The following is a 22,948-nucleotide window of genomic DNA, read 5'->3' on the forward strand; positions in this document are numbered from 1 at the left end:
TATGACACCTTGTAGCCGCCATAAACAGTCTTCGGTGACCGCGCAACAACATTTGCCTTAAAGGGGCGCATGTCGTGCGTTCGAATGAGGCGCACATGGCGCGGCGCGACCGGTACGGAGCCTGGAGCCCTCTGCTGCTCCTCGTCTGCACGAGCGCCGCGGTAACGACCGCACAGTGCGTGATTCCGAGCGACATGGAGCGCTATTGGCTCGCCTATGCCGGCGATTGGAGCCTCGCGCACGGCCGCATCCTCGAGTCGCTCCAGGGTTCCTGGTTTCCGAATCGTCCATGGGTGAATCAGGAGTGGCTCGTCGCGATCGCCACGGCGTGGACGCGCGCGCACGGCCTCTACGTGCTGCTGGAGCTGCTCTTCGCCGCCGCGCTCGTCTTCGGCGTGGCCTTCGTGGCGCTGGAAACCGTGCGGACGCGAACGCACCCGCTGATCGCCTGCGCACAGGTAGCGGCCACGGCCATCGGCGCCTTCTTCTTCGCGCAGGATCGCGCGCAGACGCTCGTGTGGGTGCTGCTGCCCTCGCTGATTCTCGTCTGGCGTCGCGCGCCGTGGGCGGCCGTGCCCCTAACGGCACTCTGGGCCAACGTGCACGGCTCGTTTCCGATTGCCGTGGTGTGGATGCTGCTCCACCTCGACCGGCGACGCATAGCGCCGTTCGTGGCCGCCACGGCGGCGACGCTTGCGAATCCGCTCGGGTGGCGCCTGTGGATATTCACGATCGAGCTCGCGCGCAACGCCCGGCTCGCCGGCTATGTGAAGGAGTGGTCGCCGGCGCTGCTCACCTCAACCGGCATCGTCGTTGCGCTGCTCGCGCTCGCGCCGCTGTGGATGCGCCTCGCCGCAGGCGCGCGACTGCGTCGGCCGATTCGCTACGGCGACCTGCTCTTCATCGCGGCGAGCGCGATCGGAACGATCGTTGCGATCCGCTACGCGATGCTGCTCTTCTTGGCGAGCGCGACGACGCTCGGCGACGCGCTGCGAACGCGCGCCAAGCCGATGCCGTTCGCAACGCGCGCCGCAGCAGCGTTCTTCAGCATCGTCCTCGTCATTCTCGCGCTGAAGAACATGCTCGCCGCCCCGACGCTCGTCGATCCGTGGTTTGGCAACCTCGAGAGCGGCGTCGACTTTACGGCGTGCGCGCCGTTTGTCCGCGGTAAACGCGTCTTCACCGATGCGCTCCAGGTCGGGAGCCTCATCGAGCTCGCCGGCGGAAGCGCGAACGTGGACGGGCGCATCGACGCGTTCCCACAGCGGGCGATTCACGACGCGTCGCACGTGCTCGTTCACCCGCGTGACGCCGCCGCTGCCGCCGTCGTGCGGCACAGCGGCGCGCAGATGCTCGCTATCGATGGGCGCTTCGCGCCCGCCATCCGATCGTGGCGACTAGCGCGAACGTGCGGCAAGATCCGGCTCTACGCGCGCTCAGAGTGAGAGCTGCGGAACGCTCTCGCCGACGAGAAAGACCGCGAGCTGATCGCTCGAGAACTGAATGCCGCTAAAGAAGTGGCCGAACTCGGCATAGCGCGCGCTCGCTTCATCGAAGCGCATCTCGTAGATGAGCTTCTTGAACACGAGCGGATCGTCTGCGTACAGATCGACGCCCCATTCGTAGTCATCGTACCCGGTCGAACCGGAAATTACTTGCGTCACGCGTCCGTGATAGGATCGGCCGACTTTGCCGTGCTCGCTCATGAGCCTCAGGCGCTCGGCGTACGGTAGCGCGTACCAGTTGTCACGCTCGCCGCGCCGTTTGCTCATCGGGTAGAAGCACATGTAGCGCCGTTCGGGAATGCGGGCCCAGAGGCGCGGCGCGACGTGCGGGCTCTCTTCCTGCGCGCGCATCTGTTCGTCGAAGAGCGCGATCCACTCCGGCGTGTTGCGCGCGACGCCGCGCCGCTCCAAGTCCGCATGGATCTTGGCGGTCGCGTCGTACAGGCCCAACTCGAGCACGGAGGTGTACGAAGCGCGGGGCGCGAGCAGCGCGCGCAGCTCGAGCTTGTCGACGAGCGCCTGCGCATAGGCGAGCTCGTCGTACCGCTGCGCGTAATGCACGAGCATGAGATCGCCCGTATGGCCGACGAGATTGCACAGCGCGAGATCGCCGTCGTTGCGCCGCTTGAGATGATCGAACAGATCGGTCGCCTGCGCCGTCGCCTTGGCACGGCGCTTCGACGTCAGGTCGTCCCATGCGTGGCGGTCGAACGCGAACATCCGGTGGAGAATCCACCAGCCTTCAAGCGACTCGGGAACGTTGGGATCGCGCATGCCGTTCACGTTCCACGCGCGAGCGCGCGCGTCCGCCGCACTTCGGCTTCGACCTCGGCTTCGAGCGCCTCCGGGCGCTCGCGATATTTCGCCCACAACTGCGGCATGTGCGCGATCGCGTCGAGAACGCGCGCGTACACCGCGTTGACGGGCGTGGCAACGTGGTGCTCCAAGCCGGCGGCAGCGACGGCACCGTTGAGAACGTGCACCTCAGTCTCCGGGCGTCCGCTGCGCAAGTCGAGCAGCAGCGAGGGCGGTTTGCTTCCGCGAGCGCCGGCGATGCGCGCCGCCAGCATGCCGCGAGCGACGGGGCTCGGAAGCGTGGCGACGCCGAGCAGCGCGCGGACCGGGTAGCGGGGCAAGTCGATCGCGCTTATCCCGAGCGCGTGCATCACCGCGCGCACCTCGCGCAGCATGCGAATCTCCAGCGTGAAGACGCGGTCGTAGTGCACGAGCCGATTGGGCAGCACGTTCAAAATGGCACAGCTTGCATTCGCGACCACGTTGAGCGCGAGCTTGCTCCATTTCAACGAGTGCCAGTCCTCGACGACCTTCACGTCGAGCCCGGTGCTCGCAAAGGTCGCGACGAGCCAGTTGAATGCCGTGGCTCCGGTCGGGGCAAAGGCGATGGCACCGTCTTTCGTGGCGTTGGCGTGGCCCTCGCGATCGCGCGCGACGGGCACGGTGAGCGACGCGGCAACGACGTTGTCTGCGCCGAACGCCGCGATGAGCAGCTCCTCGTTTCCGACGCCATTCTGCGGGCAAACGAAGACGCACTTCTCGGGATACGCAACCGCCGCACGCAGCGTGTCCACCGCGGCCGGCGTGTCGTAGGACTTGACGGCGACGATCGCTACGTCGGCGTCGCACGGCGTCACGTCCGCCCGCGCGCGCGGCGCGTACACGACCTCGGTGCCGATGGATTGCAGAAGCTCGCCGAGATAGGTTCCGACGGCGCCCTTTCCGACGATGTAGACTCTCACGGCGTCGAGGAGGCTCCGACCGCACCGGTCGATCCGAATCCGCCGGCGCCGCGGCTCGTCTCATCGAGACTCTCGACGAGTTCGAACGACGCGCGCGCGACGGGAGCGACGACGAGCTGCGCGATGCGGTCGCCGCGACGAACCGTGGCCGGCTCGCTGCCGAGATTGACCAAGAGCACGTGGACCGGGCCGCGATAATCCGCGTCGATTGTTCCCGGTGCGTTCAAACACGTGACGCCGTTTCGCCAGGCGAGGCCGCTGCGCGGGCGCACCTGCGCTTCGAAACCCTCCGGCACCGCGATCGCAAATCCCGTCGGAACGAGCGCCCGCTCTCCGGGGGCGAGCACGAGCACGCTCTGCACCGCCGCGCAGAGGTCCGCTCCGGCGGCGAGCGCGCTCATGTACGCGGGCAACGGCAAGCCTTCACCCTCCGGAAGGCGCATGACCGCCACCCGCGCGCTAAGGTTCATCGGATTCACTTTGAGAGCAGTGCGCTCAACTCTTCCCGGAAGCTTTCGATGTCGCGAAACGACCGGTAAACGCTTGCAAAGCGAATATACGCCACGGGATCGAGGGCTTTGAGCGCCTCCATCAGCTTCTCGCCGATCAGCGACGCCGGAACCTCACTCTCGCCGCGCGCGAAGAGCGCGCGCTCGAGATCCGCGGCAACCGCGTCCATGCGATTCTCCGAGATCGGCCGCTTCTCGCACGCTTTCCGCAGGCCGGCGAGCAGTTTATCGCGATTGTACTGCTCCCGGCGACCGTCTTTCTTCACGACGAAGAGGCGCGGCGATTCTTGCCGTTCGTACGTGGTGAAGCGATGCTTGCAGCGCGGATCGAGACACTCGCGCCGCCGGCGAACGACGGACTCATCGTCGCGTGAATCGACGACGCGTGTCTCGCTCTTACGGCAGGTCGGACAGATCAGGGCAGGCGTTCCTCTCGGTCCCCCACATATTGTGGGTGACCTGCCCATTATACACTACGCCTAACAGGCAGCCTGTTAGGCTGCGGCTCCGATTTTGAACATCTTGGTGCCGCAGACCGGACATTTGCCTTCCGTCGCGGGACGGCCGTTTTTCATCGTGATCTGCACTGCATCTTTGATCTGACGCTTGGTCTTGCACTTGACGCAATACGCTTCTGCTGCCATCTGAGACTCCTACGACTTCAGGTTCCCGGGGCTCAGGACGAGCCGGACCGGTATGTTGCGCCGCCCATTCCTCGGCGGTGGCCCCTTTCCCCCTGGAAGCGCTCTCGGGAAGCGTGATGGGAGCCTCGTGCAGGAACCGCGCTACGTGTCGCACGCCAGCTTGCTCGCCCTTCGCGGCGCCCGCGGCCTCCGCGCGCACCTCGACGGCCTTTGGTGCGCAGGGACACCGGAGGCCTTGCGCCGCCCCTCTGTTGCGGTCGTGGGAACCCGCTCGGCCACGCCATACGGCCGGCGCTTGGCAACGAGCTTTGCCCGCGAGCTTGCCAAGGCAGGCTGCTGCATCGTCTCCGGCTTGGCGCTCGGGATCGACGGCTGCGCGCACGAGGGCGCGCTCGAGGCCGGCGAACCCACGATTGGCGTCCTGGGCTCGGGGCACAGGCACTTCTTCCCCCCGCGCAACCTCCCGCTCGCGCGGCGAATGCTCGAAGGCGGAGGAGCCGTGCTCTCGCCCTTTCCGCCGGACCAAGCCGCAAAGCCGGGGCAGTTCCTCCAGCGCAACGGCGTCGTTGCCGCCCTCTGCGACGCGGTGCTCGTCGTCGAAGCCCCCGCGCGCAGCGGCGCTCTGAACACCGCCGGATGGGCCGCGGGACGCGTTCCCGTCCTGGCCGTACCGGGGGACGTGGACCGGCGTCATAGCGCCGGCTGCCTCGCGCTGATCCGCGACGGTGCGACCCTCGCGCGAACGCCCGGCGACGTGCTCGAAGCGCTCGGCCTCGGCGCGTCCGCGCCGGCGCTCGCGCAGCCCGAACGCAACGCCACGCCGCTGGCGCGCCGGATTCTGGCGTTGCTCGACAGCGGCGAGTGCGCGCTCGACGACATCGTGGAAGGCTGCGACGCGCCGACGCCGGACGTGCTCGCGGCGTTGACGATGCTCGAGCTCGACGGCCGCATCGCGTGCCGAGGACCCGCGCGTTACGCGCGAAGATGACCGGCCGCGCACGGCGCGAACACCGCTACGATGGAGCCGCTCGCCGCGGAACGCGGCATTCTGCCCGACGACGCGTTGCGCAGTTTTGCGCAGGCGCTGCGCGAATCGGCCGCAGCGCTCTACGGCGATGCGCGCATCGAGGTGGCCTTCGAGGCGCCGCGGCGGCCGGAGTTCGGCGAGTTCGCCACCAACGCGGCCTTCTCGCTCGTACGCACCGCTCACGCGTCCCCGCAGGACGTGGCGAAGCGGCTGACATCGGAGCTCGCCGAGCGAGCGCCGCGGGTTGCGGCGCTCTTTGCATCGATCGAACCGGTCGGCGGATTCATCAATCTGCGCCTCGCGCCGCAGATATGGCAAACGGCAGTCGCCGCCGTCCTGCGAGACGGCGAAAACTTCGGGCGCGCGTCGCACCGCGGAGAGCGCATCTCGCTCGAGTTCGGCAGCGCGAATCCGACGGGGCCGCTGCTCGTCGTGCAAGGGCGAGCGCTCTCGATCGGCGACACGCTCGCGCGAACGCTGCGGCTGCGCGGTTACGACGTTTTCGTGGAATGGATCATCAACGACGCAGGCGGCCAGCTCGAAACGCTGGGCCGTTCGCTCGACGCGCGCTACCGGCAACTGAAGGACCCAGCCTATCCGTTTCCCGAGGACGGCTATCCCGGCGAGTATCTCGTCGAGATCGCGCAACGCTTGCGCGACGACGGCGCAGACGTCGAGAGCATGGCGCAGGAGCGGCGGCTCGAGTTCATGGCGCGCTTCGCGCGCGATGCGATCGTCGCCGAGCAGCGGCAAACGGCCGACCGTTTCGGCGTCGACTACGACCTGTGGCAGAGCGAACGGGAGCTGCACGAACGCGGCCGGATTCGGGCCGGGATCGAGCGCCTGACGGAGCTCGGGCTGACGTACGAGGCCGACGGCGCGATCTTCTTTCGCGCGACGCAGTTCGGCGACGACAAGGACCGCGTGCTCGTGCGCGCCGACGGGCGCCCGACGTACTTTTGCACTGACGTCGCGTACCACTACGAGAAGCTGCGTCGCGCGGACCGCGTCATCGACGTGCTCGGACCCGATCATCACGGCTACATCGGCAGGCTCGCCGGCCTCGCGACAGCGCTCGGTTATCCTGGCCGGCTCGAGGTCCTGATCGCGCAGCAAGTCACGCTCGTTCGCGGCGGCGAACACGTCGCGATGAGCAAGCGCGCCGGGCAGATCGTCACGCTCGACGAGGTTCTCGACGAGGTCGGGCTCGATGCGACGCGCTTCTTCTTCGCGATGCTCGCCACCGATTCGCCGCTGACCTTCGACCTCAAGCTCGCCGTCGAGCAGAGCAACGACAACCCGGTCTTCTACGTACAATACGGGCACGCGCGCATCTGCTCGGTGCTGCGCAAGGCCGACGCGGACGACGTCGAGGCGGCGCGGAACGCCGCGCTTCGATCGCTCGTTCTGCCGGCCGAACTTGCGCTCGCGCGGCGACTCTCGGAGCTGCCGCATCTCGCGCAGAGCGTCGTCGACCAGCTCGCGCCGCATCGTTTGGCGCGCTACGCGCGCGACGTCGCAACCGACTTCCATCAGTTCTACACGGAATGCCGCATCCTCGGCGAGGAACCCGAGCTGCGCCGGGCGCGGCTCGCACTCGCTCTCGCGGCACAACGCGTCCTCGCGATGGTCTTGGGCCTGCTCGGCGTAACGGCGCCAGAGTCGATGTGAGCGCGATTCTTGCGGCGATTCTCGCCGCGCTCTGGCTCGTCGGCTTGTGGCTCGCGGCGCCGATCTTGCGCGGAGGACCGCGCGTCGCCGATCGGCTGCGCGACGCGCTCGTCGTCGGAACCGCAATTCCCCTCGTGCTCGCGTTCGCGCACGCGCTCTACTGGCCCGCGTGTTGGATTGCGCTCTTGCTCTGCGTTGCGGGAGCCGTCGTCCGGCACCGGCACGAGCGCGGATTTCGCGAGCCCATTCCGTACCTGTTGATCGGCGCGCTCGCGTTTGCCGCGTGGCCGGCGCTCGTGCGCCCATTGCTCGACGGCGATACGCTTTCGTACCACTTGCCGAACGCCGCCGCGTGGGCGCACGCGCACAGCATCTGGACGACGCAGACGCGATACTGGTGGTATCCGCCGGCGTCGGAGCTCTTCGCGAGCGCGCTTTACACGGTTTCGACGCCGTTTGCGCTAGGATGGAGCGGCTTCGGCGCACTCGCGCTGCTCGGATGGCGTCTCTTTGCGTGGGGCCGCGAGGGAGCGCTCTTGCCGGTCCGATTGGCAGACGCGCTCGCCGCCGCCGTCGTCGTCATTCTCCCGTTCTGCATCCAAGCCGGATCGCTGCAGAACGACGTGTGGCTCGCCGCGTTCTTCGTCGAAGTGCTCTGGAGCGCTCCGGTCGACGACGTCACGGTGCTGCGGGCGGCGGCGATGTGTGCGCTCATCAAGCCCGATGGATGGATCTACGCCGCGGTCGCGCTCGCCGCGTCCGTTGCAAAGCCGCGCGCGTGGCTCGCGGCAGCGGGTGCGGCGCTTCTTTGGATCGTTCACGACGCCGTTCTGTGGCACGGTGCGTTCGTGCCGCCGGCATCGACGGCATTCCCGCACCTTTGGAACTCGACGATGCTCGCGCACCCGTTGGCGACGCTCGAGTACGGCGTCGCCGCGTCGGCAAAGTTCGCGCCCTTCGGCTTCCTCTTGATCTTGGCGGCCCTCGCATCGCCGCGGCTCGCGCGCGATGCGCCGCTCGCGCGCGCCGGTATCGCTGCAGCGCTCGTCGCGCTCGTGATGCCGTTTGGATACGCAAGCGCGAGCGCGCAGCTCGCAACCGGCGCATCGCTGCGCTACTTCGCTCCCGCGATGGCCGTGGGAGCGCTCGTCCTCGCGCCGCATCTGCTACGCTTGCCGAAGCTCGCGCTCCGGTTGCTCCTCGCCGCAATCGCCGGCGAAGCGCTTATGCTGCTCCTCATCTACGGGAACGACCGCGTTACGCTCTGGGCACCTGTCGCTGCGCTGCTCGTACCGTTCGCGGTCGCGTTCGCTCGCCGAGCGAACGCCCGCCTCGCGCTCGCCGCCGCGTTCGCATGCGCGATCGTCGTGACGACCTTCCTCGCGACGCGCACGACGACGCACTTCTACGCCGACGCGCTCGCGGTGCGGGGAGTGCGCTCGGGCGTCTACGCCTGGATGGCGCGCGAGAAGCCGGCGCGCATCGCGGGGTGGGGACTGCGGATCGGGACGGCTGCCGTGCTCTCGCCCGCAACGACGGCCGTGGACGTGCCCGACGCCGACCCGTGCGGCCACGCCCGCCGCGCAAACGCACTGCTCGTCGCCGTCGCGGAATCGAGCCACTCCGATCGGTTCAACCGGCTGCGCATCCACGACGCCGCGCTGTGCGGGAAGAGCGTCTATCGCGACGCGATCGCCATCGTGGTCGATCCGCGCGCTGCCCCTTGACAGCCGCCGGCTTGTCTTAATATACTAGGACAATAAAGACAATATGCAGGCAGCCGAGTTCAGACTGAGCGGCGGTGGCGTTCCGGTGTACGTGCAGATCCGCCAGCAGATTCTCGCGGCAATCACTCGGGGCGCGCTCGAGCCAGGCGAGCAGCTTCCTACCGTGCGCGAGATCGCCGTGGCCTTGCGCGTGAACCCGAATACCGTCAATCGCTCCTTCATCGAGTTGGAGCGCGAGGGCATCTTGGAGACCTTCCGCGGTCGTGGGACGTTCGTGTCGGGTCGTCCGCGCAAGGCGCGCCCGCGGGCGCGGCACGTCTTGCGCGAGATCGCCAGCCGAGCGCTTCGCGAAGCCGCCGAAAGCGGCTTCGCGGGCCGCGCGCTGCTCGACCAAGTCGCAGCTCTTCTTCGCATACCGTCATAGGAGTCAGCATGAAATCCGCTCCACCTCTCGCCCAGGGCGTACGCTTCCCACACGGACGCGTGCGCGCAAATCCGATCGGAGCCGTGCTCGCGCTCATCGTCGGCGGCGCCGCCGCCGGCATCGGCGAGGCGCGCAACGATACGGCGCTCGTCGTCGCGGGTGTGATTGCCTTCGTTCTCATCCTGCTCGCGGTGCAGATGGCCAATCCGTGGGAGAAGGCCGTCGTCTTGCGCGCCGGGCGCTTCCGACGCCTGGCCGGACCGGGACTCTTTCTCATGATTCCCGTCATCGACAGCGTCACCGTCTGGATCGATCAACGCGTGCAGACGTCGACCTTCAGCGCCGAAGAGACCCTGACGAAGGATACCGTCCCGATCGACGTCGATGCGGTGCTCTTTTGGACCGTCTGGGATCCCCAGAAAGCGGCGCTCGAGGTTGCGTCGTACTCGCAAGCGATCGCGTGGGCGGCGCAGACGGCGTTGCGCGACATCATCGGTACCTCGACGCTCGCGGACCTTCTTTCGAACCGCCAGTTCGTCGACGAGAGCCTGCAGAAGACGATCGACGCACGCACGACGCCGTGGGGCATTACCGTCAACTCGGTAGAGATTCGCGATATTCGCATTCCCGACTCGCTCCAAGACGCGATGTCGCGCCAGGCGCAGGCCGAGCGCGAGCGTCAGGCGCGCACGATCCTCGGCGAAGCCGAGCAACAGATCGCGGCCTCTTTCGTCGAAGCGGCGAAGGCTTACCAGAACAACCCCGTCGCGCTCCATCTCCGCGCGATGAACATGCTCTACGAGGGCCTCAAGGAACGCGGCGCCATGATCGTCGTGCCCAGTACGGCGGTCGAGACGATGGGTCTCGGCGCCATCTCCGGGCTCGCCTCGCTCGCCGCGCAGCAGCCGAGCATCGCACCCAAGACGCCAGAATGAGGAGTTGAATCCAATGACTCGTGCCATCGTCTCTCTCGCCTGCGCTGCGACGATGCTCGCGCTGTCGCTCTCGTCCGCCGCGGCTGCGCCTCAACAGCAGCTCGCCGGCAGCTGGTCGGGCATGCTGAACTTTCCCGGCGCGCCGTTGCTCTTCGTTCTCACGATCGAACAGAACGGCAACGGCCTCTCCGCAACCGCGCAGAGCCCGTATCAAGGAGGCGGCTCGCTTCCGATCGACACGATTCGATTTGCAAACGGCACGCTCCACTTCGCGTCGAACCGGTTTGGATACGCGTTCGACGGTACCGTCGCGCCCGGCGCGATCTCCGGAACGTTCGTGCAGCACGGAAACCGGCTCCCGCTCATCCTGCTGCCGAGCGCTCTCGGCACGAGCGACCTGCAAGGAACATGGCTCGGCGCGTTGAGCGTCGGGGGCACGAATCTGCTCTTGGCACTGCACCTCGCTCGCGACGCAAACGGATCGCTCGCCGCCACGTTCGACAGCCCGTATCAGCACGCGTTCGGATTACCCGTGGCAGCCGTCTCCGTCGCAAACGGCGTGTTGCGCTTCGCAATGCCGAACTTGGGCGCATCCTACCGCGGCACGCTCGGGACGGCGTCGATTACCGGCACCTTTACGCAGCACGGGATCGCCCTTCCGCTCACGCTCGCGCGTCCCGGCTCCGGCGCTGCGCTTCCGGCACCGGTTCCTGTGGCGACGCCGTACCCCACGCCGCAGCCGCATTTTTCGAGCCGCACCGTCAGCTTCGCATCGTCCGGAGGCGCCGTCCTTGCGGGAACGCTGACGATTCCGCATGGCGCACGCGCGCGCATGCCCGCGTTCGTCTTCGTTCACGGCAGCGGTCCGGGAACGCGCGACGGCGGCGTTCCGCAAAACCCCACCTTTCTCGATCTGAGCAACGCCCTCTCCAATGCCGGCATCGTCGTCTTACGCTACGACAAGCGCGGCATCGCGCAGAGCACCGGCACGCCGACCGAAGACTGGCGCATCCTCGGCGACGACGTGCGCGCTGCGGTCGCGTTCTTGCGCGCGCAGCCCAGCGTAAACCCGAATCGAATCTATCTTCTCGGACACAGCGAAGGCGGGATCATCGTGCCGCTCGTAGCCCCGTCGATTCGCGGTCTCGCTGGAATCGTGCTCATGGCTCCACCGGCCGTTCCGATGGAGCGCATCATCCAGGAGCAGTCACCACGCATGACGCCGGAGTTGCATCAGGCGGTGACGCGCGCCTTGGCGTCGTATATCGGCATCGATCCCGCACACGTCATCCAGCACGTCGGCGTGCCGATTCTCGTGCTCCAGGGCACGCGCGACATTCAGGTCCTGCCGTCAGACCTGCCGCATCTCGTCGAAGCCGCGCGCAGCGCTCACCGGCGCATTACCGTCGACATGCTCTCGGGCGACGATCATCTCTTCCTAACGGTTCCGGCTGCGATGCCGAGCGACGGTTCCGAGTATGAAACCGCGGCGCCGCTCGATCCGCGCGTTGCGGCCGATATCCTGCGCTGGCTGCGCGGGCTCGGCGAGCTGGGCTAGGTGCGCTCCGATGCCGCATGCAGCCACGGCCCGAAATATCGCCAGAGAATCTTCACGAGTGCGGCCGCCGGAATTCCTAGGATGAGCCCCGGCATGCCGAAGAGCTCGCCGCCGGCGAAGACCGCGAACATGACCCCGATCGGCGAAACGCCGACCGTGCTGCCCATGATGCGCGGCACGAGCACCATGTCGCTGATGCGCGCCATGACGAACATCACCACCTGCAGCCACAGCATCATCCAAGCGCCTTGCGGCGCGCAGAGCACGAGCGCGATCACTTGCGCGATGACCATGCCGATGACCGGAACCGCGTAGGCAACGGCCGAGATCAACCCGATGATCAGCGGATATTTGAAACCGATCGCGGCGCTGACGACGGCAATGACGATTCCCGTAATCGCGCTGACGACGATTTGGCCGAAGATGTACTTCCCGAACACGTCCGTGACCTCGACGACCACCTTGCGAGCGGTCGCGCGCCGGCGCGGAGGAAAGAGCATCGCAAACCCTTCCGAAATCTGCTCGTCGTTGAGTAGGAAGTAGAACGACAGCACGATTGCCGCGAACGCGATGAAGAGCCACGTTGCGGTGTTGATGACGAGGGTTCCGATCGAAGAGAGCGTCTGGCTCGCGACGGCTCCCAGGCGATCCGCGCCGATCTGCGCGATGTCGATCGTGGGAATCTGCAAGGCGGGAAAGCGCACTTGGAGCGCATCGCGCAGATCGACGACCCAGCCGTGAACCGCTTGCGCGTACGACGGCATGTTCGAGATCAAGAGCTGGCTCTGCAGCACGGCCATCGGAACCACGACGAGGAGCAGCAACACGACGACCATCACGAGCACGACGAAGATCAGCGTGATCGCCAGCCACCTGGGGATGCGAGCGCGAACGAGCACCGCCACCATGGGCCGAACGCCGAACGCGATGAAGGCCGCGATCGTGAATATCGCGATCGTGTGTGGAATCAACCGCACGATCCACCACACCGCGACCAGGCCGACGAGCGTGACGACGCCCCAGAAGATGCGCCGCGAGGACGCCGAGCCTAGAGCCGCTTGCACAACTGCCGCCGCTCGGTCAGATAGCCGGCGCGCTCGTAGAGACGCCGCGCCGGAGCATTGCTCTCGGTAACCATCAACGACATATACGCTATCCCACGCCTCCGGGCCTCATCTTCGGCGGCAGAAAGGAGCGCCGTGCCGACGCCCCGGCGCGAGAAGGCCGGCTCCACGGCCATGTAGGCGACGAAGCCTTGCGGCTGGAGCCCGACTTCGTCCGGCAGCGCGTCGAGCAAGAAGAGAAAGCCGACGGGGAGATCGGCGGCCTGCGCGACGAGAAGCACGTGCGACTGCGAGGCGACGGCGTCGAGAAGACGCTCGTACCCGGCGGCCAGCGCGGCATCCGTCGCGCCGCGGCTGCGGCTCGAGGCGATGGTCCGCAGGCCGAGGTCCCGGGCGAAGTCCCAATCCCGCGCGTCGCCGGCGCGCACGCTCACGCTTGCCAGGTGCCGACGAGCCTTTCGAGCGCGGAGAGCAACACAGCGTTCTCCTCTTTGGTTCCGATCGTGATGCGCAGTCGCCCCGGCATGCGCAGCGCGTCGCCGCAGCGCACGATGATGCCTTCGCGCAGCAAATCCTCGTACGCGCGCGTTGCGCTCGCAGGGACGGCGAGTGCATAGAAGTTCGCCTGCGTGGGGTACGCGTCGAGCTCGAGCGCCGCGAGCGCGGGAAAGAGCTGTGCCTTCCCCGCTTCGTTGTTTTCGATGCTGCGTCGCACGAATTCGTCGTCGTCCAGTGCCGCAGCGGCGGCGGCAAGCGCCGGCGCCGAGACGTTGAAGGGCAAGCGCACGCGCTCCATCACGGCGATCGTCTCCGCGTCGGCGAAGCCGTATCCGAATCGCACCGCGGCGAGGCCGTAGATCTTCGACAGCGTCCGCAGCACGAGCGTTCGCGGACGCGCCGTAACGTGCACGATCGCATCGACGGACGCCGCAGATGCGTACTCGCGATATGCCTGATCGACGACGAGTACGACGTGCGCGGGAAGAGCCTCGACGAACGCGCTCCACGCGAGTGGATCGACGACCGTGCCGGTTGGATTGTTGGGCTCGCAGACGAAGATCAGTTTCGTGCGCGGCGAGATCGCTTCGCGCATCGCATCCAGGTCAGTCACGCCGTCGCGCAGCGGCACCTCGACGGCGCGCGCGTTGCGCACGGCAACGGCCAAGCGATAGAGCGCGAAGCTCGGCACGGCGATTACGGCCTCGTCGCCCGCCTGCAGAAACGTCTCCGCGACGAGCTTCACGATCTCGTTGCTCCCGTGCCCGAAAACGACGTTCTCCGCAGCGAGACCGCGCAGCGCCGCAAAGCGTTCCTTGAGCGCGAGGAACGCGTCGTCGCCGTAGAGGTGCAGGTTCTCCACGCCGCGCGCTGCCGCAAGCGCCTTCGGCGACGTTCCCAAAGGGTTCTCGTTCGAAGCGAGCTTGATTATGCGGCCGCTGCCGCCGTAGCGGAGCCGCACCTCCTCGACCGAAGCGGCGCGCTGATAGGCGTCAAGCACGGCGCGATCCCGGATCCGCCAGCGGCTCCTTCGCAGCGCACAGCGGGCATTCGTCAGGATCGTACGAGCGCAACGGCAAGTCGAGCAACGCCAGCGTTCGCACGCCCAGCTGCACGTCGCCGCGACGGACGATCGCCGCGACGCCGAGAACCTCGCATCCACGACCGCGCACGACGTCGAGCACTTCACGCACCGAGCCGCCGGTAGTCATGACGTCTTCGACGATGAGCGCGCGGTCGTGAGGCTCGAGGCTGAAACCGCGACGCAGAACGGGAACGCCGCGTTCCTTCTCCACGAAAACGGCGCGCGCTCCGAGGGCGCGTGCAGTTTCGTATCCGAGCACGATGCCGCCGACGGCGGCACTCACGACGACCGTAGGTCGCTCGGCGACGAAGGCATCGGCGATCGAGCGCGCGATCGGCTCGACGAGAGACGGGTCCTCGAGAATGCGAAACTTCTGAATGAAACGATCGCTGTGCCGCCCCGAGCTGAGAAGGAAATGCCCTTCCAGTAGCGCGCCTTTTCGCTCGAGCGCCTCGGCGAGATCGAACGGGGCCGTCATCGGTCGTACGGCGCGATCTCGTCCAGGATCGCGGCAGCGGCGGCGCGCCTGTCGGGCGCTTCGAGAATCGGTCTTCCTACGACGATGTAATCCGCGCCCGCTGCCGCGGTCTCGCCCGGCGTACCGACGCGCTGCTGATCGCGCGACGCGCTTCCGGCGGGGCGCACGCCGGGAACGAGGGTCAAGAGATCGTCGCCGAAGACGGCCTTGACTTCGCGCACTTCACGCGGGCTGCAGACCACGCCCGCGCATCCGGCGTCCCGCGCGAGCGACGCGAGGCGCATGACGTTCTCCGCGGGGCCTCCCGAGAGGCCGAGATCGGCGATGCCGTCGTCGGCGATCGACGTGAGCAGCGTGACGGCGAAGACGCGCGGGGCCCGGATGCCGAGCGTTTGGGCCCTCTCGCGCACGCCGTCGACCGCTGCGCGCATCATCTCCACCCCGCCGAGCGCGTGCACCGTCAGCATGCGCATTGCCGGGGCGACGAGCTGACGCGCTGCGGCGCCGACGGTCCGCGGAATATCGTGCAGCTTCGCATCGACGCAGTATCGGACGTCACGTGCCTCACAGTACCCGAAGATGCGATCGGCATAGCCGAGCAGCGGCTCGAGCCCGATCTTGAAGATCACGTCGAAGTCGTAGAGCTCGTCGACGACGCGTTCTGCTTCCTCCGGTACGGGTGCGTCCAGCGCGACGACGAGACGGCTCATCCCGCATCCCCTTCGAACTGCTCCGCACTCTCGAAGCCGCGATTTGCGCGCCCGACGATCTCGCCGAGACTGTGCAAGCCGTGCAGCGAGAGGTACTCGGCGAGTCCGTCGGCGATGCGCTCGGGAACGCGCGGATCGGTAAAGTTCGCCGTGCCGATGCCGACGGCGCCGGCGCCGGCGAGAATGAACTCGAGGGCGTCGGTCACGGACTCGATCCCGCCTTGACCGACAATGGGAATCCGCACCGCTCGCGCGACCTCATATACCGCAAGGACCGCGATCGGGCGTATCGCCGCGCCCGAAAGCCCGCCCGCGACGTTCCCGAGACGCGGCCGCCAGGTATCGACGTCGATCGCCATCGCGCGCACGGTGTTGATGACCGCAAGCGCGTCGGCTCCAGCGGACTCGGCCCGGCGCGCGATCGCGGCGATATCGGTGACGTTCGGCGAGAGCTTCACGATGAGCGGCTTGCGCGTGACCGAGCGCGCCGCCCCGACCACGCTCGCCGTGAGATCGGGATCGCACGCGAAGGTCTCTCCCTCGCTCGCCACGTTTGGGCACGAGATGTTGAGCTCGATTGCGGCGATCTCCGGCCGCGCCGCGAGGCGCTCGCAGACCTCAGCGTACTCGTCGATCGAAAAGCCGGCAACGCTGCCGACGACCGGGCACGGGCGTCCTGCGAGCTTCGGTATCTCGCGTTCGAGATACCAGTCGATGCCGGGGTTCTGCAATCCGATGGCATTGAGCAGTCCCGCCGGCGTGTGGACGAGCCGCGGCATTGGATTGCCCAGGCGCGGCTTGCGCGTGACGCTCTTGAGAACGATCGCACCGATGCGCGACAGATCGACGAGCGACGAAAACTCTTCTCCCGACCCGTAACAGCCGCTGCCCATCAGCGTCGGGTACTCCAAGCGAAGACCGCCGACGTCGACGCCGAGATCGACTCCGCGCGCTACCATCGCAACTCCTCGGCGAGAAAGACCGGGCCTTCGCGGCAGACGCGCGCATATGCGACCCCGTTCTCACTCGCGACAGGTACCACGCAGCCCCAGCACGCTCCCACGCCGCACCCGAACGTCTCCTCGAGCGAGAGCTGCGCCGGCACGCGCATCGCGTGCGCGGCGTGCGCCGTCGCGTGAAGCATCGCCGTCGGACCGCAGGCGAGGATGAGGTCCGCGGGCGCGGCGCGCGCGAGCGCATCGGTAACGAATCCTTCCGTGCCTTCGCTTCCGTCGTCCGTCGCGACGACGACCTCACAGCCCGCTGCGGCGAATCGCTCCCGGTCGACGAGTCTCGCGGCGGTTGCCGCGCCATAGAAGAGACGGACGCGCGATCCGCGTCGCAGCAACGCGCGCGCAGCGAGCAGTACCGACGCGATGCCCACGCCGCCGGCAACGATCGCGACGTCGTTCGCGCCGGCGCCGAGGTCGAAGCCGTTGCCGAGCGGTCCGAAGAGCGAGAGCATTTCCCCGGGATGAAGGGCTGCGAGCCGGCGCGTGCGATCGCCGACCACGACGAAGAGCAGGCTCAGGCAATCCTCAGCGACGTCGTAGACGCCGAGTGCAACGGACGTGTCGCCGGCGCTCGGCGGCACCGCCATGACGAACTGACCTGGCCCCGCCGCAGCCGCGATAGCGGGCGCTCGAACGTCGAGCACGACCACGCCGGCCGCCGGCTCCCTGCGAGCGACCACCCTCGCATCGACAACCCGAGCGAGCGATTGAGCCGTTTGCACGCGCGCAAGCTTCGCCAAATTTTCACAAATATCCGTGAAGATGCCCTGAACTCTCTTGCGGAACGCGCCGTTATACGGTATAGGCAGTTGAAAGGAGGGACGGAACGTGGCAGGCATCACCGTATTCAAATCACTCGCCGACGCGCTCCGCGCAGGCTACCAAGTGTACGATCGCACTTCGGATGGATATCTCGTGCGCACGCGTACCTCAGCAGGCTGGGCGATCGCCCTCGTTTCATACCGCTAAGTAGACTACGTCTTCATCCTCCTCGGCATCGACCAAAAAGGCCGTCGGTTTATACCGGCGGCCTTTTCGGGCTTTCGCTTTCGTGGGGCTCGTATGGAGACGGATCGCGGCGCTCCATGCCATAAGGGCCAAAAGGCGTCCCCGAGCGGCCGCTCGCCGGACGCCCGCCCGCAACGAGGGAGCCCACGATCTGTGCGATCCCAACGAAGGTCGGGATGATTCCACCCAACAGCCAGGGTCCCAAAACGAAGCGACCGCCGAAGCCGTCGCCGTTATAGCCGATGAATGCGAGCCCGATCGTGAGAGCGATCCCGATGAAGGTGACGGAGATGCCGCGCCGGAGCTGGAGGTTGCCGTCGTACTGAACGGGCGGAACGTAGCCGTGGCGGATCATCTCCATCCGCTCGCGGTGCGAGAAGACCCGGAACAGAATCACGGCGACGATCGGCAGGGCGATGACGCATACGACGGCGACGAGGGCGATGGTGGAGTCTGAATCCATAGCGTTCTAGCAGCGTGCCTCCGTTTGGAGTACCTCTCTTCCCTCGGGATGTTTCGGCCCGCCCTCGAAACACCGGAGGGGAGGAGAGGGTATTGAGGACGTGGCGGCACTTGCGCAGCGCGCGGATGCCGCGTTGAGCGCCGAGCTGGAGGACGGGGCTCTGGTCTCTGCGGTCTTACGTGGCGATTCCGAGGCCTTTGCGACGCTGGTCCGCCGATACGAGCGGCCGGTCTACCACCTCGCGTTCCGCACGCTGCGAGACGCTGAGGAAGCGCGCGATGTCGCACAGGAGGCATTCTTCAAGGCCTATCGCTCGCTGCGCACGTTTCGGATCGGAGCCAAGTTCTCTACGTGGATGTACTCGATCGCCTACCATGCCTGCTGCGATCGCCTGAGCCGGCGCAAGCGCTTCAGCGGCGAAGAGCTGCCTGAAAGCGCGGACCCGAGCCCCGGACCCGAGCCAACCGTCATCGCGCTCGACGAGGCGCAGCGGCTGCGCGACGCAATCGAGTTGCTGCCCGAGAAGTATCGCGTCGCGATCACGCTCTATCATCTGCAGGGGCGGCAATACGAAGAGATCGCTGCGGTGCTCGGGCTTCCGTTGGGTACGGTCAAGACGCATCTCTTTCGCGCAAAAGAACATCTTCGACGCCTGCTGGAAAGGTCTCCGTGAATGAAGCTTGACGACGACGCGATCGATCGCGCGCTCGCGGCACTGCCGCTCGAGGAGGCGCCGCCTGGTCTGCATGCCGCGATTCTCGCCGGGACCGTGTATCGGCCGGCGCCGCTCTTCTCCCTCGCAGAGGTCGTCACCGCAGCGAGCGTCATCGCCGCGCTCGTGTGGGTCGCCGTCCTCATGGCTCCGCAGATCGCCGACACCGTAGCGGCTACGCTCTCGAATCTTAAGCTGCTCGCCTGGGCCGGCACGGGCATCGCGATCGCCACATGGCTCGAGCTTTTCACGATATCCCAACCGGCGTACGCGGCCTCCCGGCGGGCAAAGGGGCACTTCGAGCCGTAACAAACGGCATGGACAACGGACAGGCCCGGACGGTGCTGGTCGTCGAGGACGATCCGGCGATCGGTCGCGTGCTGCAGCTCGAGCTCGAGCACGAGGGGTATCGCGTCGAGATGGCCGCCGACGGGCTCAGCGGTCTGGAGAAGGCGCTCAAAGAGCCGGATCTCGTCATCCTCGATCTCATGCTTCCCCGTATGGACGGCTTCGAGCTGTGTAAGCGCTTGCGCGCGAAGAGCCGCGTTCCGATCATCATGCTCACCGCGCGCGACACCGTGCCGGATCGCGTCGCCGGCCTCGATCTCGGAGCGGATGACTATCTTACCAAGCCCTTTTCTACCGAAGAACTGCTCGCGCGCGTACGCGCCAGGCTGCGCGAGCGCGACCCGCAGTCAAACGTCATCGAGTACCGCGACATGGTGATGGATCGCGATCGCCATGAGGTCTCACGCGCCGGCCGTCCGATCGCGCTGACCGCCAAAGAGTACGCGCTGCTCGAGTACCTGCTGCTGCACCGCAACAAAGTCCATACGCGAGACGAGTTGTTCAACGGCGTCTGGGGCAGCGACTTCCTCGGCGACTCGAATCTCATCGACGTCTACATTCGCTATCTCCGCGGGAAGATCGACGACGACTACGACGACAAGCTCATCACGACCGTGCGCGGCGTCGGTTACACGATCAAAGATTAAGGAACCTTGAACGTCCGTTCCGATAGCCTTCGCTGGAAGATCGCCGCGTGGTACGCGACGCTTCTCGTGGTCGTGCTCGCTACGACGAGCGGCGTTCTCGTCTGGCGCTTCGGCAGCATCATCTACGCACAAGCGCGCGAGCGCGCGAATGCGACGATGGACGAGGTCTTGGCCGTCGCAAACCCGGTTGGCGCACCGCTCGGCCTGCAGGACGTCGCCTCCAACACGACGCCGCTGCAGGTGCTTCTCAACAGCGACAACCTCGTCTATTGGACCTCGCCCGAGTCGGCGATCGAGATCGACACCCCGGCCGGCTACCCGATGGTGAAAACGCCGAATCTGGGTGCGGGGCGCATACCGCCCGCGCCTGTCGACGCCGCGCACCCGGTCGCCTTCCGCGATGCTCAGGTACGCGGTCAGCCCGCCATCGTCGCCGCGCACTTCGTGCGCGTCGGCGGCACGACCAACGTCGTGGTGCAAGTCGCGCAGTCGCTTGCGACGGTCTCGCACGCGATCGACGAAGCGCGCCGAACGGTCGTGCTCGTTCTCGCCGCGGCGATCGCGGCGGTCGTCGCGCTCTCACTCGTTCTCGCATCGCAGGCGATCAACCCGATCAACGAGCTCTCGCGCGCGATGCGCGAGATCGGCTTCGAGCGACTCGGACGCCGCCTCAACTGGCCTCGACGGGACGAAATCGGCGCGCTCGCGGAGTCGTTCGACGATCTCCTCGCGCGCCTCGAAGCCTCCTTCTCACGCGAGCGGCAGTTCATCTCCGATGCATCGCACGAGCTCAAGACGCCGCTCACCTCGATCAACGCCAACGCGCAGATGCTGTTGCGCTGGGCGGAGCGCAACGAAGGCGTGCGCCGGGAGAGCCTGGAGACGATCGCGCACGAGAGCTCGTCTCTCGGCGAGATGGTCAACGGCATGCTCACGCTCGCGAAGGCGGATCGCGGCGACGATATTCCCAAAGAGCCGGTCTCGTTGATCGAAGAGGCGAGGGAGGTCGTGCGACACGCCGCGCCGCGCGCTCGCGAGAAGGGCCTGACGCTCACGTTCGTGCCGAAGAGCGACTCCGCCATCGTGTTCGCGGAGCCGCATTTGATTCGCCAGATGATCGGGAACCTCGTCGACAACGCGATCAAGTTCACGGACGCGGGCGGCGTCGACGTTCTCGTCGGCGCCGAGGACGGCACGGGTTGGCTCGAGGTTCGCGACACCGGGCCGGGGATCGGCGAGCGCGATCTGCCACGCATATTCGAGCGTTTCTACCGGGCGGACCGCTCCCGTTCGCGTAGCGTCCCCGGCACCGGCTTGGGCCTCGCGATCGTACGTTCGATCGCGCGCGCCCACGACGGGAACGTCGACGCGCAGCGCAGCGCGAGCGGCGGCAGTCTCTTCCGCGTTACGATCCCACTCCTGGCGTTGCTTGCAGGCCTCTTCTGCTTCTCGCCGCCGGCAATTGCGCGCGCCGACGAGATTGCGGTGAGCGCGAGCCCCGTCGTCAACGTCATGCTTGCAAACGGCAACCTCACGATCACGACGTGGAACCGTTCCGAGATTCGCGTCGTCACGGACAAGCGCGTCGACTGGAAGCGCTTCGACACGCGCCAAACGGCACCGCGGATCCCCTCGGAGATCAACTCGTGGGCCGTCACGGTCTCCACGCCGCGCGGTCCCGCGTTTCTTCCGGCTGAAACGTTCATGCTGCCTGCATTTGCGCCAGGTCCGCACGATGCCGTCTCCATGCAAGGATTCGGAGATACGACGATCACCGTCCCGTCGCGGGCGGCGCTCGTCATCGCCCGCGTGATCGCCGGCACGATAACGGTGCGCGGGTATCACGGCGTTCTCGTCGCTCACGTTCGGCGAGGCGCGATGCGGTTCGTCGGTTTTCGCGGGACGGCGTACGCGCAAGTCGTCGCCGGCCGCATTATCGCCGTCGACTCTTCCTTCGACCGCCTGCGCGCGCGGACGGCGAACGGCAATCTCCTTTTCGAAGCGTGCCGTTCGCGGCAGATTGACGTAACCGCGATTCACGGCGCTATTCTGTACGACGACGGAGCGTTCGCGGAGGGACCGGCGTACTTCTCGACCGGCGAAGGCGCGGTGGCCATCGGCGTCGTCGGCAGCGGCCTCACGCTCAGCGGCCATAGTGCGAACGGCGACGTCATGCTTGGTTTCGGGCCTCAAGCAACGGTGCGCCGGCGCGGCGGAAGCGTCGTGGTCAACCTCGGTGGAGGGGGCGCGTTCGTCAGCGCTCAGGCACCGGGTCTCGTCGCTCTCTACCACGGTAGGCTTGCAGAGCACAGGCGGATCCTCGCGCGCCTAGGCTTCGCACGCTTCGCGCCGATAGCTTCCTTTAGAGGGTCGCCGCCTCGGTCTCGACCTCGAGGTCGACGATCATCCCGTCGTCCGCCGCGATAGCGCGCAGCCCGAGGCGATCTTCCACCTCCTGCGCGAGCACCGCGGGATCGCGTTCGAGCATCTTCGTTCCAAAGTGCGCAAAGACCACGACCTTGGGCTGTACGGTCTCGACGATGCGCTGCGCGTCGTCCCACGCCAGATGATCCACGTCCATGCCGTCTCGAAAGCGCAGGACGTTGATGACCAAGACGTCCGGACGGCGACGCGCGTAATCTTCGGCGAGTCCTTCGAAGAAACGTCCACACGGCAGATAGGCGACGCGCAATCCTTCGTACGCGAAGTGAAATCCGTATGTCTGCGCGGCGTGCACGTGCGCGATCGACGTGAAGACCTCGACGGCGCCGACGCGATAGGGGCCCGCGTCTGCGTCCAGGGCCACGACGCGTTCGACGAACTCCTGCGCGTACGGGAGAACGACCGGTTCGCCCTCGAGTGCGTCGCGCGGCGCGAGAACGGCCCCACGCTTGCGATGGCCGCCCGCGGTCATCGCCTCGATCATGACGTTCACGTCGCCCGAATGGTCAAGGTGCTTGTGCGAAAGGAGAATCCCGTCGAGTTCGCGCGGGTTGCACGGCGGCACGTGCGTCAGCGCACGCACGAGCGCACCCGGTCCGGGGTCGACGTGGAGCTGCGTCTGGCCGAAGCGCATCCACATGCCGCCCGACGCGCGCAGCTGCCGCGCGACGACGAAGCGGGCACCGCCGCTCCCCAGGAAGAGAATCGAGCTCACGAGCGCCGC

The 22,948-nt window shown here is 67.0% G+C and carries 25 protein-coding genes; 11 read left to right on the forward strand and 14 right to left on the reverse strand.

Translation table 11 applies throughout. The annotated features are described in order from the left end of the window. Positions 1-95: 95 nt before the first annotated feature. A complete protein-coding gene (locus VMV82_08155) occupies positions 96-1,445 on the forward strand; it encodes a hypothetical protein (protein HUY41522.1) in 1,350 nt (449 codons plus the stop codon). Here the strand turns inward: VMV82_08155 and hemQ are convergent. The 5 genes from hemQ to VMV82_08180 are packed head-to-tail and all read right to left on the reverse strand — an operon-like array spanning position 1,437 to position 4,415. After that, entirely contained in the window at positions 1,437-2,279 is an 843-nt protein-coding gene (gene hemQ, locus VMV82_08160; protein HUY41523.1) for a hydrogen peroxide-dependent heme synthase, read from the reverse strand. The genes VMV82_08155 and hemQ overlap by 9 nt on opposite strands. Before the next feature lie 5 nt (positions 2,280-2,284). After that, positions 2,285-3,262, reverse strand: a complete 978-nt coding sequence (locus tag VMV82_08165) for a ketopantoate reductase C-terminal domain-containing protein (GenBank protein HUY41524.1) — start codon at positions 3,260-3,262, stop codon at positions 2,285-2,287. Continuing rightward, a complete protein-coding gene (dut, locus tag VMV82_08170; GenBank protein HUY41525.1) occupies positions 3,259-3,732 on the reverse strand; it encodes a dUTP diphosphatase in 474 nt (157 codons plus the stop codon). Before dut ends, VMV82_08165 begins: the two co-directional genes overlap by 4 nt. A 5-nt stretch (positions 3,733-3,737) precedes the next feature. Beyond that, positions 3,738-4,238: a transcriptional regulator NrdR gene (gene nrdR / locus VMV82_08175; protein HUY41526.1), complete on the reverse strand. Its 501-nt coding sequence runs from the start codon at positions 4,236-4,238 to the stop codon at positions 3,738-3,740. Positions 4,239-4,265: 27 nt separating this feature from the next. After that, positions 4,266-4,415, reverse strand: a complete 150-nt coding sequence (locus VMV82_08180) for a DUF5679 domain-containing protein (GenBank protein HUY41527.1) — start codon at positions 4,413-4,415, stop codon at positions 4,266-4,268. A 52-nt stretch (positions 4,416-4,467) separates the two neighbouring features. On the opposite strand from VMV82_08180, the gene VMV82_08185 reads away from it, so the two are divergent. The 6 genes from VMV82_08185 to VMV82_08210 are packed head-to-tail and all read left to right on the forward strand — an operon-like array spanning position 4,468 to position 11,757. Then, a complete protein-coding gene (locus VMV82_08185; GenBank protein HUY41528.1) occupies positions 4,468-5,403 on the forward strand; it encodes a DNA-processing protein DprA in 936 nt (311 codons plus the stop codon). A gap of 30 nt (positions 5,404-5,433) precedes the next feature. Further along, positions 5,434-7,113 (forward strand): arginine--tRNA ligase, encoded by a 1,680-nt coding sequence (gene argS / locus VMV82_08190; protein ID HUY41529.1) that lies wholly within the window; start codon positions 5,434-5,436, stop codon positions 7,111-7,113. Continuing rightward, positions 7,110-8,840, forward strand: coding sequence for a hypothetical protein (locus tag VMV82_08195; GenBank protein HUY41530.1), 1,731 nt, complete (start codon positions 7,110-7,112; stop codon positions 8,838-8,840). The genes argS and VMV82_08195 overlap by 4 nt, the downstream gene beginning before the upstream one ends. Positions 8,841-8,883: 43 nt before the next feature. After that, positions 8,884-9,264, forward strand: coding sequence for a GntR family transcriptional regulator (locus VMV82_08200; protein ID HUY41531.1), 381 nt, complete (start codon positions 8,884-8,886; stop codon positions 9,262-9,264). A gap of 8 nt (positions 9,265-9,272) precedes the next feature. Beyond that, positions 9,273-10,199 (forward strand): slipin family protein, encoded by a 927-nt coding sequence (locus VMV82_08205; protein HUY41532.1) that lies wholly within the window; start codon positions 9,273-9,275, stop codon positions 10,197-10,199. A gap of 13 nt (positions 10,200-10,212) precedes the next feature. Further along, positions 10,213-11,757: an alpha/beta hydrolase gene (locus VMV82_08210; protein HUY41533.1), complete on the forward strand. Its 1,545-nt coding sequence runs from the start codon at positions 10,213-10,215 to the stop codon at positions 11,755-11,757. Here VMV82_08210 and VMV82_08215 read toward each other — a convergent pair. The 8 genes from VMV82_08215 to VMV82_08250 form a co-directional block, all read right to left on the reverse strand. Then, complete coding sequence (locus VMV82_08215) at positions 11,754-12,821, reverse strand: AI-2E family transporter (GenBank protein ID HUY41534.1); 1,068 nt, start codon at positions 12,819-12,821, stop codon at positions 11,754-11,756. The genes VMV82_08210 and VMV82_08215 overlap by 4 nt on opposite strands. Then, a complete protein-coding gene (locus VMV82_08220; protein ID HUY41535.1) occupies positions 12,806-13,255 on the reverse strand; it encodes a GNAT family N-acetyltransferase in 450 nt (149 codons plus the stop codon). The genes VMV82_08215 and VMV82_08220 overlap by 16 nt, the downstream gene beginning before the upstream one ends. Then, positions 13,252-14,319: a histidinol-phosphate transaminase gene (gene hisC, locus VMV82_08225; protein ID HUY41536.1), complete on the reverse strand. Its 1,068-nt coding sequence runs from the start codon at positions 14,317-14,319 to the stop codon at positions 13,252-13,254. The genes VMV82_08220 and hisC overlap by 4 nt, the downstream gene beginning before the upstream one ends. Beyond that, the gene (gene pyrE, locus VMV82_08230) at positions 14,312-14,881 is read right to left on the reverse strand and encodes an orotate phosphoribosyltransferase (GenBank protein HUY41537.1); all 570 of its coding nucleotides are present in this window, start codon (positions 14,879-14,881) and stop codon (positions 14,312-14,314) included. The genes hisC and pyrE overlap by 8 nt, the downstream gene beginning before the upstream one ends. Then, positions 14,878-15,591: an orotidine-5'-phosphate decarboxylase gene (gene pyrF, locus VMV82_08235; protein HUY41538.1), complete on the reverse strand. Its 714-nt coding sequence runs from the start codon at positions 15,589-15,591 to the stop codon at positions 14,878-14,880. The genes pyrE and pyrF overlap by 4 nt, the downstream gene beginning before the upstream one ends. After that, positions 15,588-16,550, reverse strand: a complete 963-nt coding sequence (locus tag VMV82_08240; GenBank protein HUY41539.1) for a dihydroorotate dehydrogenase — start codon at positions 16,548-16,550, stop codon at positions 15,588-15,590. The genes pyrF and VMV82_08240 overlap by 4 nt, the downstream gene beginning before the upstream one ends. Further along, positions 16,544-17,326: a hypothetical protein gene (locus tag VMV82_08245; protein HUY41540.1), complete on the reverse strand. Its 783-nt coding sequence runs from the start codon at positions 17,324-17,326 to the stop codon at positions 16,544-16,546. Before VMV82_08245 ends, VMV82_08240 begins: the two co-directional genes overlap by 7 nt. 296 nt (positions 17,327-17,622) lie before the next feature. Continuing rightward, the gene (locus tag VMV82_08250; protein HUY41541.1) at positions 17,623-18,075 is read right to left on the reverse strand and encodes a DUF6249 domain-containing protein; all 453 of its coding nucleotides are present in this window, start codon (positions 18,073-18,075) and stop codon (positions 17,623-17,625) included. A 100-nt stretch (positions 18,076-18,175) separates the two neighbouring features. On the opposite strand from VMV82_08250, the gene VMV82_08255 reads away from it, so the two are divergent. From VMV82_08255 to VMV82_08270, 4 genes are read left to right on the forward strand one after another with little or no spacing between them, the layout of a single operon-like run. Then, entirely contained in the window at positions 18,176-18,748 is a 573-nt protein-coding gene (locus tag VMV82_08255; GenBank protein ID HUY41542.1) for an RNA polymerase sigma factor, read from the forward strand. Then, on the forward strand, positions 18,749-19,096 hold the full coding sequence (locus VMV82_08260) for a hypothetical protein (GenBank protein HUY41543.1): 348 nt from the start codon (positions 18,749-18,751) through the stop codon (positions 19,094-19,096). An 8-nt stretch (positions 19,097-19,104) separates the two neighbouring features. Continuing rightward, the gene (locus VMV82_08265; protein HUY41544.1) at positions 19,105-19,782 is read left to right on the forward strand and encodes a response regulator transcription factor; all 678 of its coding nucleotides are present in this window, start codon (positions 19,105-19,107) and stop codon (positions 19,780-19,782) included. Between the two features lie 6 nt (positions 19,783-19,788). Then, on the forward strand, positions 19,789-22,209 hold the full coding sequence (locus tag VMV82_08270; GenBank protein HUY41545.1) for an ATP-binding protein: 2,421 nt from the start codon (positions 19,789-19,791) through the stop codon (positions 22,207-22,209). Here the strand turns inward: VMV82_08270 and VMV82_08275 are convergent. Then, on the reverse strand, positions 22,145-22,939 hold the full coding sequence (locus tag VMV82_08275; protein ID HUY41546.1) for an MBL fold metallo-hydrolase: 795 nt from the start codon (positions 22,937-22,939) through the stop codon (positions 22,145-22,147). The genes VMV82_08270 and VMV82_08275 overlap by 65 nt on opposite strands. Positions 22,940-22,948 lie beyond the last annotated feature (9 nt).

It is taken from the genome of Candidatus Dormiibacterota bacterium (genome assembly GCA_035532035.1).
Classification (GTDB): Bacteria; Vulcanimicrobiota; Vulcanimicrobiia; order Vulcanimicrobiales; family Vulcanimicrobiaceae; genus Tyrphobacter.

Bases quoted from the DNA above. Each gene is read 5' to 3' on its own strand.
- VMV82_08155 (HUY41522.1), top strand. From the start codon at position 96: ATGGCGCGGCGCGACCGGTACGGAGCCTGGAGCCCTCTGCTGCTCCTC.
- hemQ (HUY41523.1), bottom strand. From the start codon at position 2,279: ATGCGCGATCCCAACGTTCCCGAGTCGCTTGAAGGCTGGTGGATTCTC.
- dut (HUY41525.1), bottom strand. From the start codon at position 3,732: ATGAACCTTAGCGCGCGGGTGGCGGTCATGCGCCTTCCGGAGGGTGAA.
- nrdR (HUY41526.1), bottom strand. From the start codon at position 4,238: ATGGGCAGGTCACCCACAATATGTGGGGGACCGAGAGGAACGCCTGCC.
- VMV82_08180 (HUY41527.1), bottom strand. From the start codon at position 4,415: ATGGCAGCAGAAGCGTATTGCGTCAAGTGCAAGACCAAGCGTCAGATC.
- VMV82_08185 (HUY41528.1), top strand. From the start codon at position 4,468: ATGTTGCGCCGCCCATTCCTCGGCGGTGGCCCCTTTCCCCCTGGAAGC.
- argS (HUY41529.1), top strand. From the start codon at position 5,434: ATGGAGCCGCTCGCCGCGGAACGCGGCATTCTGCCCGACGACGCGTTG.
- VMV82_08200 (HUY41531.1), top strand. From the start codon at position 8,884: ATGCAGGCAGCCGAGTTCAGACTGAGCGGCGGTGGCGTTCCGGTGTAC.
- VMV82_08205 (HUY41532.1), top strand. From the start codon at position 9,273: ATGAAATCCGCTCCACCTCTCGCCCAGGGCGTACGCTTCCCACACGGA.
- VMV82_08210 (HUY41533.1), top strand. From the start codon at position 10,213: ATGACTCGTGCCATCGTCTCTCTCGCCTGCGCTGCGACGATGCTCGCG.
- pyrE (HUY41537.1), bottom strand. From the start codon at position 14,881: ATGACGGCCCCGTTCGATCTCGCCGAGGCGCTCGAGCGAAAAGGCGCG.
- pyrF (HUY41538.1), bottom strand. From the start codon at position 15,591: ATGAGCCGTCTCGTCGTCGCGCTGGACGCACCCGTACCGGAGGAAGCA.
- VMV82_08240 (HUY41539.1), bottom strand. From the start codon at position 16,550: ATGGTAGCGCGCGGAGTCGATCTCGGCGTCGACGTCGGCGGTCTTCGC.
- VMV82_08250 (HUY41541.1), bottom strand. From the start codon at position 18,075: ATGGATTCAGACTCCACCATCGCCCTCGTCGCCGTCGTATGCGTCATC.
- VMV82_08260 (HUY41543.1), top strand. From the start codon at position 18,749: ATGAAGCTTGACGACGACGCGATCGATCGCGCGCTCGCGGCACTGCCG.
- VMV82_08265 (HUY41544.1), top strand. From the start codon at position 19,105: ATGGACAACGGACAGGCCCGGACGGTGCTGGTCGTCGAGGACGATCCG.